We start from the raw sequence: 17567 nt of genomic DNA, 5'->3' as shown, positions 1-17567 counted from the left end.
TGTTGCTATACAGAAGAATTCCTCTTCTTTTTTATTCTATGTATTGGGTTTTTCAATTTCCCTACAAACTGTAAACTATCGGTTGGTGTTGTTAAATCTAACATTTGTTTGTTGTTCTTTAATTGCAAACGATTTAAACAGCAAGCATCAAATTCTGTAACGAACAAATCATATTTCTTAAATTGTGTTTGCAATTCTGGATGTGCTTTTTGATAGTTTGAAACACATTGGGAAACCAAACTCCAAAAATTATCTTGATGCATCACCTTATTTTCATGCAGAATTGCCCCTAAAAACCTAAAGAAAAACTCAAAAACATCATTTTGAAGACATAATATTTTAAGTGGTTCGTCCATGTCGATATAAATGCGTTTAGCTTTTTCTGGCAAAGGAGCATTCGGGTTAAAAACCATTACTTCTTCTGTAATATCTTTCATAATTGCTTTTACAGGAATATTATTTTCAAAAATTAAAATTAAATTTTCCCCATGAGGCATAAAAACCATTTCATGTCTATAGAAACAATGTAATAATGGTGACAAATAACATTCTAGATAACGACTTATCCATTCTTCTGCCGAAATCCCAGAAGAATCGATTAATGCTTTAATAAAAGCTTCTCCATCATTGTCCACATGTAATAAAGCCGCCATCGTCATGCATTTTTGTCCTTCTTTTAGTTTCGGAATTGGACTTTCCCTCCAAAGTGTGGCTAGCATTTTATTATGAGGAATTGCTCTGCCCAATGGCTCATATAAAAAATTTCTATAACCTAATGTTGCCACTTCCCCTAATAAAGTAAATCCTTTTTCTTGCAGATAAGTATCATTCTTGACCAAATCATCAACCCATTGTGTAATAGCTGGTGTGCTTTCCATATAATAAGGAGAAAGACCACGCATGAAACCCATATTTACCACTGACAAAGCGGTTTTTGCATAAAACTTTTCAGGATTACTTGTGTTGAAAAAAGTACGAATAGACTGTTGTGCCGAATAATCATCTTTCCCATAACCTAAACATACTAGATAATCTAAAGCAATATCATGGGAAAAAATTAGTGTTAGCTTATTATACCATTGCCAAGGATGTACTGGAAAGAAATAATAATCTTCCACATTGAGTCCTTTTTCTTTTATCCTATTTTGAAAAGCCATATAATCATCTATTGCTAACTCTTGATAAATTACCGCATCATAACTTAAAGATTCAATACATGAAAAAGTAGCCCTACTTTTATGTCCTGCTAACCAAATTAATTTAACAGGAGCATTTGCTTCTGGTGAATAGTCGATAAAATCAAGGCTATTGAATCCGTTTTTCCCGCTATTCGCAATAAAACACGGATGCCCTTCTGTCATTGCATGTTCTATTTCTTGATATTCTTGATGTACTAATTCTTTTGATGTGAATTTCTGATTGCTTAACTTAAAAGCAACGCTATAAATAGTGCTTGTTATTTCTTCTAAATAAGTAGGTAAAAGTACTTCTGAAATAGCCAAAATCTCTTTAAATTCAACAATAAATTCCGTCAAAGAGAGCGCAACTTCTTCCTTTTCAATAAACTTTTGAATAGAACCATCTTCTATGCACCAATGATTTAGAGAAAGAATATTCGCTTTAAAAGTATATTTTACTTTTTCTTCAGAAGTTGAAACCACATAAGTATTTTCATTAATCAATATTGGATTAACTAGCAATTCATGGGCAAATTCACTCAATGCTTTTTTTACTAAAAAGGCATTAGCTTTGTTCCAATTCTCTTTTGTTATATGCTGAATACTTTCAGTTGGAGCAATTTGTGTTTTTTGACTCATAATTAATTCTTTTCTTGTGCTTTTAGAGCATTATAATAGTCTTCGCGTGTACAAAATTCTAAATGTGCTTTTTTATGTGGCAATTCGAGTACTTTTTGAAAAACAAAACCTGCTTTTTTGTTCAACTGATGTATTTTATGATTGCGAGCATCTGGTTCTACCACAATTCTTTTGGTAGTTTCGTCTTTAAAAATAAAATCTAAAATGGTGGTAAAAACTGCCCATGTGAAACCTTTGATTGGTGTGTCTGTAGGTGCTACCAAAATATGCATTCCTTTATCACCTTCTTCCACGTTATAATACTTGCTAATTATATCTTCTTTAGGATGATAACATTCTAACAAAAAAGTCATCTCTCCATTATATAATCCTATATATACTTGTGCTTTTTCAATGATATTTTCATAGGCTGATTTCACTTCGTTTAAGGTGAAATTTGTCATTTCCCAATAGATTGCATAGTCTTTTTGTACCCATTGATGAATCATTACACTATCTTCCTCTAAATTTATAGGTCGCAATTCAAACAAGCCAACAGATGAGATCATTTTACTAAAAACAACTTTTTCTTTTCTAAAAGATGTCGGTTTTATGTCGGTTTCAATATTATTTGTATTAGTCATACGATAGTATTTAAGCCGTTATTTTTTTAAATTGAGCAATTGGATTTTCTAATTTCCCTTGAAATTGAAGCAAAGCAACAGGATCATCTAAATCGATCATTGTTTTGTTATTATTTATTTGCAAACGATTTAAACAGGATAATTCGAATTGTGTTTCGAACATATCATAACGCTCAAACTTCTCTGCCAATTGTGGTTGTGTTTCTTGATATGCTGTAACACATTCTGCAACCAATTCCCAAAAACGGTTTTCATCATAATTAATTTGTTCAACTAAAATGCTCGACATGAAGCGAAAGAATCCATCAAAAACATCTATAAAAATGGATAATAATTTTACATTTTCTGGAACCTCAGCATAAATTCTACTGATGTTTTCTGGAATTTCAACTTCTGGATTTAGTATCACCGCTTCTTCGGTAATATCTTTCATAAATGAACGCACAGGAATGTTGTTTTTAAATCCTAGAATTAGATTTTCACCATGTGGCATAAAAACCAAATCATATTCATAGAAACAATGCAACAACGGACTTAAATAGACTTTAAAATATTCTTTTAACCAATTATCTACCGTTAAATTGGACGCTTTTATGATTTCTGGTAATAATGCATTCCCTTCTTTATCAATATGTAACAATGCAGCCATTGTCATTAATTGTTCGCCTTCCTTAAGATAAGCCACAGGACTTTCTCTCCACAAAGAAGCAATCATTTTATTATATGAATTGTGTTTTCCAAAACTTTCAAAATAAGGGTTTATGTAGCTAATAGAAGCGATTTCTCCTAACATCCCGAAATTAACGCTTTGCAAATAGGCATCACTTCCTAACAAATTTTCAAGCCATTTTGCCATTTCTGGAGCTGTTCCTAAATAATAAACAGGCAAACCACGCATGAAACCCATATTCAATATAGAAAGCGATGTTTTAGTATAAAACTTTTTTGGATTACTTAAATTAAATAGTGTACGAATAGATTGTTGTGCTTGGTATAAATCGGGTCCATAACCCACACAAATCAACTTGTTTTTGGCTATTTCTGGTGAAAATATATTCGCTAATTTATTATACCATTGCCAAGGATGTACTGGAATGAAGAAATACTCTTCAGGGTTTTCTCCTTTGCTTTTTATTACTTGATTGAAAGTGGCAATAGTTGGTTCGTCAAGTTCTTGATGAATAAGTTTTTGATAGTCTAACTCCTCAGTTCCTGCATAAATCGTTCTGTCTTTATGCCCTGCTAACCAGAGAATTTGAAACGGATTTCCTGTTTCTGGTGTATAGGCTTTGTAATCCATACTATTAAAACCTATTCTACCATTATTTGCAACAAACCCTGGATGACCTTCATTCATTGACTGTTCAATGGTTTGAAAATCTGAAGTTGCTAAATCTTTTGCAGAAGGTGCTTTCTTTTCTAATTTGTAGGCACTTCCATATAATGTACTAATAATTTCTTCAATATAAGATGGGAATTGCTCTTCACTTATGCCTATATTTTCTTTGAATTCGGATAGAAAATGTATAGCGTCAATATCTTTTGGTTTTCCATCTTCTTTTTTTGTTATGGATTGACTATCGATGGCTAGATGATTCAAGGCTAATGCTTTTCCTCTAAAAGAATACTGGATTTGATTGTTATTAGTAAACAAATTATATTCATTCCAATCTTTATTTTTTTTTACTAAAATAGGTTGAAATAATTGCTCATGAGAAAATTCACAAATTGCCTTTCTTACTAATAATCTATTGGCTTTTTTCCATGTTTCTGGCTTAATATGTTGAATTGCTTGCTCTGGATTTTCAATTTGATTTTTATAATGCATGGCTGTTTCTTTTAAATATTGTGAGTCTATTTTTTGTACAAATTGTTCTCTAGTACAAAAAGCTAATTGAGCAGTTTTATGAGGTAATTCTACTATTTCATCGTTTACAAAACCGACTTTCTGGCAAATAGCAAACATCTTTTCATTTCTAACATCGGGTTCCACCACTACTCTTTGAATGGTTAAATCGTTAAAAATGAATTTCATGATACTTGTGAACACATGCCATGTAAATTGATGTATGCGTTTTGCAACTGGAGCCACAATAACATGCATTCCACAATCATATTCCTGCACTACATAATAATCTGCAATGGCATCTTTTTTTGGATTGTAGCGCTCTAAAAGAAACGAAACTTTTCCGTTAACTAGTCCGATAAAGACATCGGAATGTTGAATTATTTTTTCATACTCTTGTGTTACTTCTTCTAAGCTTTTCCCTAACATTCCCCAGTATTGCGCATATTCTTGATTGACCCAATTGTGAATGATTGATATATCTTTTTCTATATTTAATGGTCTAAATGAAATTGACCCTAAGTCTGAAATGAAATTGGTAAAAACAATTCCATTCCTTTTATTGAATGCATTCCCTATTTTCATCTTACGTTGATTTAAAAATTCTTTTAGGAACTATTTTTATTTCTTTTATTGATAATTGTATTTGTTTTCTAACATAGGAATAGGCAACTTGCACCAGCGTTGTGAGTACAATCATTAATGGAATAAGTAATAAAACTGTTCCTTGTTGGTGTTCCCAGAACCCAAAAACATACATTCCCCAGTTAATGATTACCCATTGAATTACATAGAGACTTGTTACATTTTTACTGTAGAAACTTATTCTTTTAAAGATTGTTTTTTGTTCTCCAAAGAAAACTACTAGCTTATTTATACTCCAAAGAAGAAGAAGATTTATCCCTAATAGAAGAATGGTTCCACCTGGTCCCAAATGATAATAATCCGCAAAATGATAGGATGGATTTGTAAAATTTAATAGACCACCAATTACCACAGAAAACAAACCTATTTTAAGTGTGTTTTTAAAGAACTGTTCTTTATTTTCATAAGTATCTTTATACCATCTCCCTAAAAACATTCCTATTAGTATGAAAGCGCTCCAAGGGAAAACAGGGAAATAAACGTTGAATTGATCGCTAAAAAACAAATCGCATATATAATTTATTCCTAAAACATCAATACGAAAACCACTTACTTCTTTTGAAACAAAAAGAATGATAGTTGCAATAAGTAAGGGCACGTATTTACTACTACTAAAATGATTAATTAGTGCCATAAAGAATAATGTGATTCCTGCTAATTGTAAAATATCACCTAACAATAAAAAAAACAGTGTTGTTTCAAGTGTTTGAGAAGTTAATCCGTAAGCTTCCACAAAAGCTGTGGGCAAACCTCCAAACACAAATTCTGGAACAATAAATTTTAATAAATTCATTCCATATCCTATTCCTAAAATATACAAGGCTCGTTTAGAAACGGCTGTAAATGATTGTCTTCTAGAGAGCACAAAAGAAATACCCATAGTAATTAGAAACATCGCTGTTCCTCTACCTAACCAAAGCACAATTTCTCCAAGAACAGTATGGGTTTGCGTCTCTAAATCACCATAAATTAACATCGTATGAATAATAATCATTAACAAAACGCTCATTCCACGAGCCACATCAATAGCAGTAATTCTTTTCTCAAGGGTTTTCATGTATTCTTGTTTATGAGATTAATTCAAAAGCTTCTGAATGAATTGCTTCTTCTTTTGTTACTTCAAATTGTTGGAAAGCAATTCTTTTTTCAATTGGATAATGTGCTATCCCAGTAATTTCTTTAATGATATAGGAATTTCTATAACAAGCCATTCCTAAATCGGGTGTTACAAAACCATGCGTATGCAATTCTGCATTTTGCACAAAAATCTCAGAAGCATTTGCGTCAATACTATAATTTCTATTAGTTGCAAATCGTCCTTTTTTATCCCAAAGAATACGTTCTGAAATGCCTTCTAAAAATCTTGGTAATTGATAACTATATCCTGTTGCTAAAACTAAAGCTTCTGTGGTATGGCGGTATTTTTGATCCTGTTCTACCTGATGTAATTCTAAATTGAATTTCTCAGATTCTTCATCATAATTGGATTGAATGCATGCTGAATTGGTTCTCAAATTCACATCTATAGCTCCTATTACTTTTTTATGATAAATAGTATCGAATATACTCCCAATCAAGTCTTTATTAATTCCTTTGTAGAGCAATTTCTGACTACTTAATAGTTCGTCTCTTTTGTCTTCTGGTAAATTATAGAAATAGTCAACATATTCTGGAGACGTCATTTCTAAGGTTAGCTTACTATAATCCATCGGGAAAAAGCGAGGAGAACGGGTTATCCAGTTCAGTTGATAATTATACGTATCTATTTCTTGTAATAAATCATTAAACACCTCAGCAGCACTTTGCCCGCTTCCTAAAACAGTGATGGATTTCTTTTTTTGCAGTTCGCTCTTTTTTTGAAGGTAATTTGCAGAATGAATTGCTTTTCCTTTTAGATTCTGACATGATTTTGGAATATGTGGAGATGTTCCTGTTCCTAAAACAATCTTCTTAGCGGTATAAATACTTATTGCTTCTGTCTTTGTGCATTTAGTTGTAACTACATAATAAGCTTCCGATTCGCTATAATCAATTTGAATGACTTCGGTATTAAAAAAGATATTCGACATTTTTTCTATTGCCCACTGACAATATTGATTGTATTCGTTTCTTAACAACAAGAAGTTTTCTCTAATATAGAACGAATACATCTTTCCTTGTTCTTTAATGTAATTTAAGAAACTAAAAGGACTTGTTGGGTCAGCTAAGGTTACTAAATCTGCTAGAAAAGGGATTTGTAATGTAGTATCTTGCATTAGCATTCCTGGATGCCAATTGAATGATTCGTTTTTATCGAAAAACAAACCGTTTATATCTTTTATTGGTTGTGTTAAACAAGCCAAACCTAAATTGAATGGACCTACTCCTACTGCTATAAAATCGTATGTTGTATTTTGCATTGTAATTTAATTTTTTAATGAATATTGTTGCCCATGAAAAACAATTAGGTCAATCACTTCTTCAATATCTTTTGTTGTTGTTAACGGATTTAATAAGGTGAATTTTAAAAACACTTCTTCTTTCACTTTTGTACTTGTAATGATTGCTTTTCCTTCATTAAACATTGCCTTTCGAATGTGACTATTCAAGTTGCAATAGGTAGCATCTAAACCAGAATAAGGAGTATATCTAAACACTACTGCACTAATTTCTGGTTGATGAATGATTTCAAAATCTTTCCTCTCGTTTAAATATTGAGCCGTAAATTGAGCGTTCTCAATTGCCTTTTCTAAATAGGAACTCAATCCTTCAACACCAATCATTCTTAGTGTGAACCAAAGTTTCAACGCATCAAATCGCCTTGTGGTTTGTATCGATTTTTTAACCATATTAGGAACACCTTCTTCTTCTTGTTCTTTCGAGTTAAGGTAATCTGCATGATATTTTATATAATCAATAAACGATTTATCTCTCATGAAAAACCCACTAGAACTTACTGGTTGATAAAATGTTTTATGATAATCTATCGTTGCCGAATCGGCTAATTCTATACCTCTTAGTTTGCTTTTATGTTTCTCACTTATTAGCAAACCACCACCATAAGCAGCATCAACATGAAACCATAATTTATTCTGTTTTGCTATCGTTGAAATTGCCGTTAATGAATCTATTGAGCCAAAATCTGTTGTCCCAGCTGTTCCTACAATTGCTATAGGAATATTGCCTAATTGTTTCTGCTCTTCTATGGCTAATTCTAATTTTTTTATATCCATTTTAAAATCAGCATCAACTGTAATTGGAATAACAGCGTTTTGCCCTAGTCCTAACAAACTCAGGTTTTTCTTTAAACTAAAATGACTTACATCCGAACAAAATACCCTAAATTTAGAAGCCTCTGCTGGCAAACCCTCCATTTTTGGATCAATATCATAATTGTTTTTAATATAAAAATCTCTAGCTAACAGTAATCCCATTAGGTTAGACTGTGTTCCTCCACTAGTAAAAATCCCATCACCTTCAGTAGGAAAACCTAAAATATCTAAAGTCCATTCGATCAATTTTAATTCTATAAAAGTTCCACCAGTACTTTGATCCCAAGTATCCATCGATGAATTCAGAGAAGAAATAAAAGCCTCAGCTACCAATGTTGGAGTTAGAATTGGACAATTTAAATGCGCAATATATTTTGGATGATGAAAATGCACACAATCATCTAAATACAGTTCTTTCAACTCTTCAATTACAAATTCTAAAGAATGTATATCCCTAAAATCCTTCAGTTGAATTTCATCAAATTTTTGTTTTAAAGCATCAATTGATTTACCAGTAAAGGGAGTTTTTCTTTCTTTTAGCGTATTAGTTATTGCGTGAATTGCTTTCTTCATACTTCTTTTGTAATTCGCAATTCCATTTTTTTCATTTGAAAAAATATGTTCCCTATTTTGATCAACAATTAGTAACTCTTTGTTTGATTCTTGTTTTGTTTGCTCAAGTATATTCATTTGTTATTTTTATTTAGATTAATTCTAAAGAATAAAAAAGCAAAAGTAATCTCAATTTAAAAAAGTGTCAATACACCTTATAGGGTAAATTATTTCATTAAAACAAGTAGAAAATATACCTTTACTATAGTAGCATCTACTAAATGGTTACTCAATCATTATAATACTATTTTTAATTAATATTAATAGAAAAAAACATTATAAAACACAAAAAACTAATAATCAAACAGATAAATCTAACTAATTTTAAATCAAATTTTGATTAATAGCATACAAGACCAATTTAGATGTTGAATTCATTTTTGTTTTTTTCATTATATTTTTTCTATGTGTTCTAAAAGTATGAACACTAATGAAAAGCTCTTGAGCAATTTGTTCTCCGCTTTTTCCTTTTCCAATTAACTTAATGATTTCAGTTTCTCTTTCTGTTAATTGATAGTAAACTTCCTTTGTTTTCTCTATTTTATCATTAACAATTTTTGCCAAAATCTCTTTGCAAACATAAGCTTGCTCATCTTCAATTTTACTAATTGCTTCTTCAAAAATATGTTGACTATTGGATTTGCAGATATAACCTTTTACTATTTTTTGAAATAATAAGTGTTCAGAAACTTCATGACTAGAACATGCATTAATTATTATTTTACAATTTGGATATTGATTATTTAAGTTTACTATATCTTCAACATTTAAGTTTTTGATATTATTTGGATCAAGAAACAAATAGTTAATATTTTCTTTAGTAAACCACCTAAATAATTCATTTTTAGAAGTTGTTTCTTTAATTTTTGCATTTTTAAAATGCTTTTTTATAACTGATTTTAGCCCAATTTTATAGAGATTTTGACTATCTGCAATTATAATTGTAATAGATTTCATGTTTTATTTTATTTAGACTTGATAAAAATAATATTTTTAAAACAAAATCATAACTATAAGAATTACTTTTTTTAACTTTTATTTATGCTAACAACAATAAATTCGATCTATTTTAGTGATTTAAACGAATACCCTTTTATGGGAATAAAAAATACACGATTATAATCTTTATTGTAGCACTCGCAGAAATTTCATTTTTTTTATATTTATAGAATAGTAGGTAAATGGATAAAGTGGCTTTATTATAGTAAAAAAATCAATGATTCTCATTAGGAAAGAGAATGTAAACGCGTTACTTTGGAGTTTTTACAAAGCATTATTATATAAAAATTAATTACTTCTACTTTAGAATTATTCAAAATACCAACTAAAACAAGAAAAGCTACAAGGAATATTTATCTAATTTTTAAACATTATGTAACTTTACGCTTCTAAAAAACTAACACAATGGATTTTATATATCAAGACCCGTATCCTATTGAAAAAGATGATACGCAATACAAAAAAATAAGTTCTGATTACGTTAAAGTTGAGAAACTAGGTGACAGAGAAATTTTAACAATTGACCCAAAAGGATTAGAACTCCTTTCTGAAGTAGCAATGAATGATGTTTCTTTTATGCTAAGAACCAAACACCTACAGAGCTTAGCAAACATTTTAGAAGATCCAGAAGCTACAGATAATGATCGTTTTGTAGCATATAATCTATTACAGAATGCTACCGTTGCAATAGATGGAGAACTTCCTTCTTGCCAAGATACAGGAACAGCCATTGTAATGGCAAAAAAAGGAGAAAATGTCTATACTGGTGTAGATGATGCTGAATGGTTATCAAGAGGAATTTTCAACACTTATCAAAAAAAGAATCTTCGCTATTCTCAAATTGTACCAATAAGTATGTTTGAAGAAAAAAATTCAGGTTCTAATTTACCAGCACAAATTGATATATATGCAAAAAAAGGAGCTTCTTATGAATTCTTATTTCTAGCCAAAGGTGGTGGTTCTGCAAACAAAACTTTCTTATATCAAAAGACAAAATCACTATTAAATGAAAAGTCAATGGATGAATTCATCCGTGAAAAAATAAAAGATTTAGGTACTTCTGCCTGTCCGCCATATCACTTAGCCTTAGTTATTGGAGGTACTTCTGCGGAAGCAAATTTAGCAGCTGTGAAAAAAGCATCTGCTGGATATTTTGATAACCTTCCTACTTCTGGAAATATGTCTGGCCAAGCTTTTAGAGATTTGGAATGGGAAAAAAGAGTCCAAGAAATTTGTCAAGAAAGTGCTATTGGAGCACAATTTGGTGGAAAATATTTCACACATGATGTCCGTGTTATTCGTTTACCAAGACATGCTGCATCATGCCCAGTAGGACTAGGCGTTTCTTGCTCTGCAGATAGAAACATTAAAGGAAAAATTACAAAAGATGGTATTTTTGTTGAACAATTAGAAACCAACCCAGGTCAATTTCTACCAGAGGTAGCTCCACATTTAGAAGAGCCTGTTGTTATTGATTTAAACAAGCCTATGGCTGAAATTTTAGCAGAGTTAACTAAATATCCAATCAAAACTCGTTTAAAACTGAACGGAACAGTTATAGTAGCTAGAGATATTGCACATGCTAAAATAAAAGAATTACTAGATGCTGGTAAACCAATGCCAGATTATTTCAAAAATCATCCAATTTATTATGCTGGTCCAGCAAAAACACCAGAAGGAATGCCATCAGGAAGTTTTGGGCCAACTACAGCGGGAAGAATGGATCCTTATGTTGATGAATTCCAAGCAGCAGGTGGAAGTATGATTATGCTTGCTAAAGGAAATCGTTCTACACAAGTTACAAATGCCTGTTCAAAATACGGAGGCTTCTATCTTGGTTCCATTGGTGGTCCAGCAGCAATCCTTGCAAAGGAAAACATTCTAAAAGTTGAAGTTGTAGATTTTGAAGAATTAGGAATGGAAGCCGTTAGAAAAATTACAGTCAAAGATTTTCCTGCATTTATAATTACAGATGATAAAGGAAATGATTTCTTTGCAAATCTATAAGTAGATTAACTCTATTACTATAATTAGAAAAGGCTGCCTAAAAAAATAGAGCAGCCTTTTCACTTATTAACTTAACAAAAAATAGCGTTTATTCTTTTATGAATTTTTTCGTAATCTTTTCTTTGTAGGTATTTAATTCAATAACATAAACCCCACTATTTAATGAGCTCACATTAACCTGATCATTTTTGATTTGACCTTGTAAAACTAATTGTCCTACTAAATTATATACTTTATAATCTTTCATTCCATCATTAGAAATCACATTTAAATAATCTCCTTTCACAGGATTTGGATACATTGAAAAAGAAATTACTTCTTGTGCTTCAGTAACAGTGTTAACATTAGAAACTATTCCTGTTGTTCCAACACAGAAATTAGTAGATTCACTTGAACCAAAAGAACCGCCACTTGCTAAAGTAGTTGAACCTGCTTTTACAGAATAACTTCCGTTACCATAGGAACAACACATACCATCTCCATAACTGTCATTAATTTTGAAAGTATAACAACCAGCAGCTAAACATTTTGTAACTGTTAAAGAAGAACCGTCTGCTTGACTTCCATACGTTCCTCCTGATTCTACTACCTGGTTACTCGCATTTAGAATTTGCCAGCTAGTTTCTTCTGGATAATTATCGAATGTTAAATTAATATTCACATTAGTACATGTTGGATCAGTAACCGTTCCAGTAGCTAATGCTACATCGTCAACAGCAATATCTCCTTGCCAAGTTGTTCCAGTTGTTCCTACAAATCGTAGTCTTACCGTATTTCCTGCATATGACGCTAAATCTACAGAAGCACTTAACCAAGAATTACCTTGATTACCCGATTTTGTCCATACATCTGCCCAAGTAGTCCCATTTGTACTTGCTTGTAACTTTAATCCTCCCATTCCAGCAGCTCCATACATATGGTATTTGAATGTAAAAGTAGCCGCAGATGCTCCTGCAAGATTAAAACATGGGGAGTTTAAAATTGTTGTTTTATTAGAATAATTAGGACTAGAAGCTTCAACATATACATAATAAGTACCTTGTGCAGCAGCAGATGGTCCAGTATTACTTGAAGGTGTTCCGTTTGAATTCACTATCCAATCAAAATCATCTCCAGAACCTTGCGACCAAGCCCCTAAAGTATTTTCAAAACCTTCTCCATAAGGGAAACTTGCAATTGTTGTTGTACAAGTAGTTGGATCTCCACCACCATCACTATAAGCTGCACCAATTCCTACTGCATAGAAAGCATTAGTAGTAGCAATCACTTCTGGTGAAGCAGCTCCATACAAATCAGTTGCAGCTTGAATACCGTAAGTACGAGCATTTGCAAAAGTTGAATTTGCAGACAAGTAAACACTTTCTAAACGATATGCAATTTTTGCTGCTTTATCCATTCCTATTCCTGTTACATTATAAGAACTTCCAATATCATTCGTTCCAGATTTTCCAAGTGTCAAAATATAGAACCAATGATTTAAAACGCCAGAATTTGTATGAACTCCACAATAATCATTTGATTGTGTTGGTGTTCCACAATTTGGGTTTTTCCAATATGTACCGCCATAAGTATCTGGTTGTCCTTCACTTTTTGGATTACTCATAGAACGAAGTGCTGCATGCCCTGAACGTCTTTCAATATCTTCTCCAATTAACCATGGACTCTTTGTTGGTGCTGCATAAAATTCTACAGCTGCTCCCCAAATATCTGAAAACCCTTCATTCATTGCCCCTGACTCTCTTTGATAAGCTAGATTAGCTGTATATGTACAAACTGCATGTCCTATTTCATGAGCAGCAACATCAATAGAGGTTAAAATATCAAAATAAGTTCCACTACCATCTCCATAAGTCATTCGAGAACCATCCCAAAATGCATTATCATAGTTAGAACTATAATGTACATAACTATTTATTGCTGCTCCAGAACCATTAAAACTATTTCGTCCATGCTTTGCCGTCCAATAGTCATATGTTTTCTCTGCGCCCCAATGTGCATCTAAAGCTCCGTTGTCTTTATTTGCACTATGCTCTGCAGTTGTCCAATTATTATCATTGTCTGTAAAATTCACGGCAGATCCATAATTCGTTCCTGTATTCATATCATAGGTGTTAATTCCACCACCTCTTGTATTATCTTTTAGGATGTAGCTACCGCCACTTAAAGTAGTTTCAATACTCTGACTTCCACTATATCTTGTTGCTGCATTTCCTGCCACTAATGCTTCAAATGTCTTTGCTAATTTGTATTCATTTTGTGAATTATTTGATTCGCAAGTATGCTTTTTATTGAATAAATGTGCAGAACCATGCCCAAAATTTGTTGCATGCTTAATTGTTGCGTTATAAAACAATACTTTACCTGTTTTAGCATCTACATAAACATCTCCTCTACTAATAGGATTTGTTGCATAGATGTCAAATTTATAGGCTAAAATTAATGCTGTCGTTTCTCTTTCAATACCAATGCTTCCCATATCTGGCAAAAGCACTAACTCTCCTTGTGGTTTAGTGTAATTAATTAACGAAGCTTCTCTTTTATTTTCCCATAAAAAAGAGTTACTTCCTGCTGCTTTTTTAGCATATTCTAATGCTTTTTCACCTGTAATTGTTGGTGTAATATTTAATGTGTTTGCATTGTAAATATCTCCACTCATAGAAATTATTTTTCCATTTCTTGAGTGAATTGTATAAGTAGCAAACTCTACTTTCACTGTTTTATAATACAATTGATACTTTTCATGAACAATTCCTAAATTATCCATTTCATCTTTAATTTTCACGAAATTGAAATCGCTTCTTAATTTAAGATTTTCTTTTAATACATTTTGGAAATTTGCACTCGATACATTAGCACTTTCATTAAAGATAATTAATGAAGGTTGTCCTTTGTCATCAAAGACCATTTCTTTAACATTTTTATCAGCAACCTGAGCTGTTGACAAAAGAGAAGAAGTAGCAAGCAATAGCATTACTACATTTTTCTGTAATTTGTTTTTCATAATTAATTAGTTTTTAATTGTATAGGTTAGAAAAACAAAGATATGAAGTATTCGAATTATCCAAATACAGTATTTATGTATAATTTGTTAAATTATCATAATTAATTAAATATTTTAAGTTAAAAAATAACTACTATTAAATTTTACTCAACAAAAAGCACCAATCCTTTTAAATAATGGCCTTCCGGATGATAAATATTCGTTGGGTGATCTGGCCCTTGAGACAACTTATGCAATACTCTAACATTTCTTCCTGTTTCAATAGCAGCCGCTGCCACTGTATTATAGAACAATACATCATCTATAACCTGAGAACAAGAGAATGTAAACAATATACCTTTAGGAGCAAGTGCCTTTAAACCAGCAATATTAAGCCTTTTATATGCTTGTGTTGCTTTATGCTTACTTTTTATGTTTTTTGCAAATGCTGGAGGATCCAATATTATTACATCATATTCTTTATGATTCTCTTTCATATACTCAAAAACATCAGAAGCAACTGGTTTATGATTAGCATTTGGAAAATTTAATTCCATATTTTTATCGGCCAAATCAACTGCTTTTTGAGAAATATCAACCGAAGTAACCAATTCTGCTCCTGCACCCATCGCATAAATAGAAAACCCTCCTGTATAACAAAAAGTATTTAACACTTTTTTCCCTTTTGCATAATCCATTAAAAGCTTCCTATTTTCTCTTTGATCAAGAAAAAAACCTGTTTTTTGACCTTCTACCCAATTAACAGCAAATTTTATATTATTCTCTTTTGCAATAGTTTCTGATGTATCTCCGTATAAAAAGAAATCATTTCCTGTTTGCGGTAAAGTTCCGCTACTTTTACAATAGATTGTTTCACAGTACTCAGGAAAAATATCCTTTATATTTTTCGCAATTTCTTCGATTTGTAAATAAATCCCCGAAGAATGCGCTTGAATAACCCAGTTTTTATTATAATAGTCAATTATTAAACCCGGTATCCCATCACCTTCTCCATGTATTAATCGAAATGCATTTGTAGTCTCAAAATCCAACAAACGTGTTCTTAACACCCAAGCAGATTCTAATCTGATTTTCCAAAAATTCTCATCAAAAACTTCATCACCAAAAGTCAAAAGACGAACCACTATACTTCCTCTATCGCTAAAAAAACCAGTTCCCAAATGATTGTTCTTATCATCTACAACATCCACCATTTCTCCATCCTGCAACTCTTTACTCACCCCAAAAACCGCACCACTAAAAACCCATGGATGACGTCTTCTTATTGATTTATCTTTACCTTGTTTTAAAATTACTTTTGAAAAGTTCATACCTTTATATATAAATGAGCCACAAACTCATAGATTTTCTAATGAATTTGTGGCAAAATTAGTTTTGTTTTTATTTTTTAATTAATTATCATTTCAGGAATATCACCTTCAACAATCAACGCTCCTTCGGTTGCCTTTTTAATTTCCTCGACAGTTACTCCAGGTGCTCTTTCTAACAATTTAAACCCTTTATCGGTTACTTCAATTACCGCTAGTTCTGTGACAATTTTTTTCACACAGCCCACTCCTGTTAGAGGCAGAGAACATCTTTTTAAAAGCTTAGACTCTCCAGCCTTATTCACATGCATCATGGCTACTATAATATTTTCAGCAGAAGCTACTAAATCCATTGCCCCGCCCATTCCTTTCACCATTTTTCCAGGAATTTTCCAATTGGCAATATCACCATTTTCAGCCACTTCCATTGCCCCCAAAATAGTCAAATCAACTTTTTGGCTACGAATCATTCCAAAACTAAAAGCAGAATCAAAAAAACTAGCTCCTGGTAATGTTGTTATAGTCTGTTTTCCTGCATTAATAATATCTGCATCTTCTTCTCCTTCAAAAGGAAACGGCCCCATTCCTAAAACTCCATTTTCACTTTGAAATTCTACTGAAATATCTTCACGAACGTAATTAGCCACTAAAGTTGGTATTCCAATACCTAAATTAACATAGTATCCATCTTTTACTTCTTTCGCTATTCTTTGTGCTATTTGATTTTTATCTAGTGCCATGATTAACTTTTTTGTCTTACGGTTCTTTGCTCAATTCTTTTCTCAAATTTTTCTCCTTGAAAAATACGATTTACCATAATTCCAGGAATATGAATTTGATTTGGATCTAATGTTCCCGCTGGAACCAATTCTTCCACTTCTGCAATTGTGATTTTCCCTGCACCCGCCATTACCGCATTAAAATTTCTTGCCGTTCCTTTAAAAATTAAATTCCCAGCTTCATCTCCTTTCCAAGCTTTCACAATAGCAAAATCTGCATTAAAAGCCTGTTCCATTACATGCATTTTACCATTAAATTCTCTTGTTTCTTTCCCTTCTGCAACTTCGGTTCCATAACCCGCTGGAGTAAAAAATGCAGGAATCCCCGCTTGTGCAGCTCTACACTTTTCTGCCAAAGTTCCTTGCGGTGTTAATTCTACCTCTAACTCACCTGAAAGCATTTGCCTTTCAAACTCCGCATTTTCTCCTACATAAGAAGAAATCATTTTTTTTATTTGACGGTTGTGTAATAACAACCCTAACCCAAAATCATCTACCCCTGCATTGTTAGAAATACAAGTTAAGTTTGTTATTTTTTTATTTACTAATTCTGCAATACTATTTTCAGGAATTCCACATAATCCAAACCCTCCCAACATAATTGTCATTCCGTCTTCAATGCCTTGCAATGCTTCTGTTACATTATTTACTTTGCGATTAATCATATTTCTTTTGTTTAA

12 protein-coding genes are annotated in these 17567 nt (G+C 31.9%); 1 reads left to right on the top strand and 11 read right to left on the bottom strand.

Going from position 1 to position 17567, the window contains the following annotated elements; translation table 11 throughout:
- Positions 1 to 5: 5 nt before the first annotated feature.
- The 7 genes from ACZ49Z_RS09675 to ACZ49Z_RS09645 all read right to left on the bottom strand — a co-directional run bounded on the left by ACZ49Z_RS09675 (position 6) and on the right by ACZ49Z_RS09645 (position 9751).
- Entirely contained in the window at positions 6 to 1817 is a 1812-nt protein-coding gene (locus ACZ49Z_RS09675; protein WP_464307963.1) for an IucA/IucC family protein, read from the bottom strand.
- A gap of 2 nt (positions 1818 to 1819) precedes the next feature.
- Positions 1820 to 2440, bottom strand: a complete 621-nt coding sequence (locus tag ACZ49Z_RS09670) for a GNAT family N-acetyltransferase (protein ID WP_464307962.1) — start codon at positions 2438 to 2440, stop codon at positions 1820 to 1822.
- A 10-nt stretch (positions 2441 to 2450) separates the two neighbouring features.
- Positions 2451 to 4871 (bottom strand): GNAT family N-acetyltransferase, encoded by a 2421-nt coding sequence (locus ACZ49Z_RS09665; RefSeq protein ID WP_464307961.1) that lies wholly within the window; start codon positions 4869 to 4871, stop codon positions 2451 to 2453.
- Between the two features lies 1 nt (position 4872).
- Positions 4873 to 5988: a heparan-alpha-glucosaminide N-acetyltransferase domain-containing protein gene (locus ACZ49Z_RS09660; RefSeq protein ID WP_464307960.1), complete on the bottom strand. Its 1116-nt coding sequence runs from the start codon at positions 5986 to 5988 to the stop codon at positions 4873 to 4875.
- Positions 5989 to 5998: 10 nt separating this feature from the next.
- The gene (locus ACZ49Z_RS09655) at positions 5999 to 7330 is read right to left on the bottom strand and encodes a lysine N(6)-hydroxylase/L-ornithine N(5)-oxygenase family protein (protein WP_464307959.1); all 1332 of its coding nucleotides are present in this window, start codon (positions 7328 to 7330) and stop codon (positions 5999 to 6001) included.
- 6 nt (positions 7331 to 7336) lie between these two features.
- Positions 7337 to 8872, bottom strand: a complete 1536-nt coding sequence (locus tag ACZ49Z_RS09650) for a pyridoxal phosphate-dependent decarboxylase family protein (protein ID WP_464307958.1) — start codon at positions 8870 to 8872, stop codon at positions 7337 to 7339.
- A gap of 246 nt (positions 8873 to 9118) precedes the next feature.
- Entirely contained in the window at positions 9119 to 9751 is a 633-nt protein-coding gene (locus tag ACZ49Z_RS09645) for a response regulator transcription factor (protein WP_464307957.1), read from the bottom strand.
- Positions 9752 to 10198: 447 nt separating this feature from the next.
- Between ACZ49Z_RS09645 and ACZ49Z_RS09640 the strand changes: the two genes are divergently transcribed.
- Positions 10199 to 11800, top strand: coding sequence for a fumarate hydratase (locus ACZ49Z_RS09640; RefSeq protein WP_464307956.1), 1602 nt, complete (start codon positions 10199 to 10201; stop codon positions 11798 to 11800).
- A gap of 88 nt (positions 11801 to 11888) precedes the next feature.
- On the opposite strand, the gene ACZ49Z_RS09635 is transcribed toward ACZ49Z_RS09640, so the two are convergent.
- The 4 genes from ACZ49Z_RS09635 to ACZ49Z_RS09620 all read right to left on the bottom strand — a co-directional run bounded on the left by ACZ49Z_RS09635 (position 11889) and on the right by ACZ49Z_RS09620 (position 17552).
- On the bottom strand, positions 11889 to 14801 hold the full coding sequence (locus tag ACZ49Z_RS09635; protein WP_464307955.1) for a M4 family metallopeptidase: 2913 nt from the start codon (positions 14799 to 14801) through the stop codon (positions 11889 to 11891).
- Between the two features lie 143 nt (positions 14802 to 14944).
- Positions 14945 to 16111 carry a class I SAM-dependent rRNA methyltransferase gene (locus tag ACZ49Z_RS09630; RefSeq protein ID WP_464307954.1) on the bottom strand — a complete coding sequence of 389 codons (1167 nt, stop codon included), beginning with the start codon at positions 16109 to 16111 and terminating at the stop codon, positions 14945 to 14947.
- A 77-nt stretch (positions 16112 to 16188) separates the two neighbouring features.
- Entirely contained in the window at positions 16189 to 16848 is a 660-nt protein-coding gene (locus ACZ49Z_RS09625; protein ID WP_464307953.1) for a CoA transferase subunit B, read from the bottom strand.
- Positions 16849 to 16850: 2 nt separating this feature from the next.
- Complete coding sequence (locus tag ACZ49Z_RS09620; protein WP_464307952.1) at positions 16851 to 17552, bottom strand: CoA transferase subunit A; 702 nt, start codon at positions 17550 to 17552, stop codon at positions 16851 to 16853.
- Positions 17553 to 17567 lie beyond the last annotated feature (15 nt).

The sequence above is a fragment of the Flavobacterium sp. KY-23415 genome (genome assembly GCF_055384985.1).
Note: the sequence above shows the minus strand (reverse complement) of the source record. Positions and strands in the feature narration are given on the sequence as shown.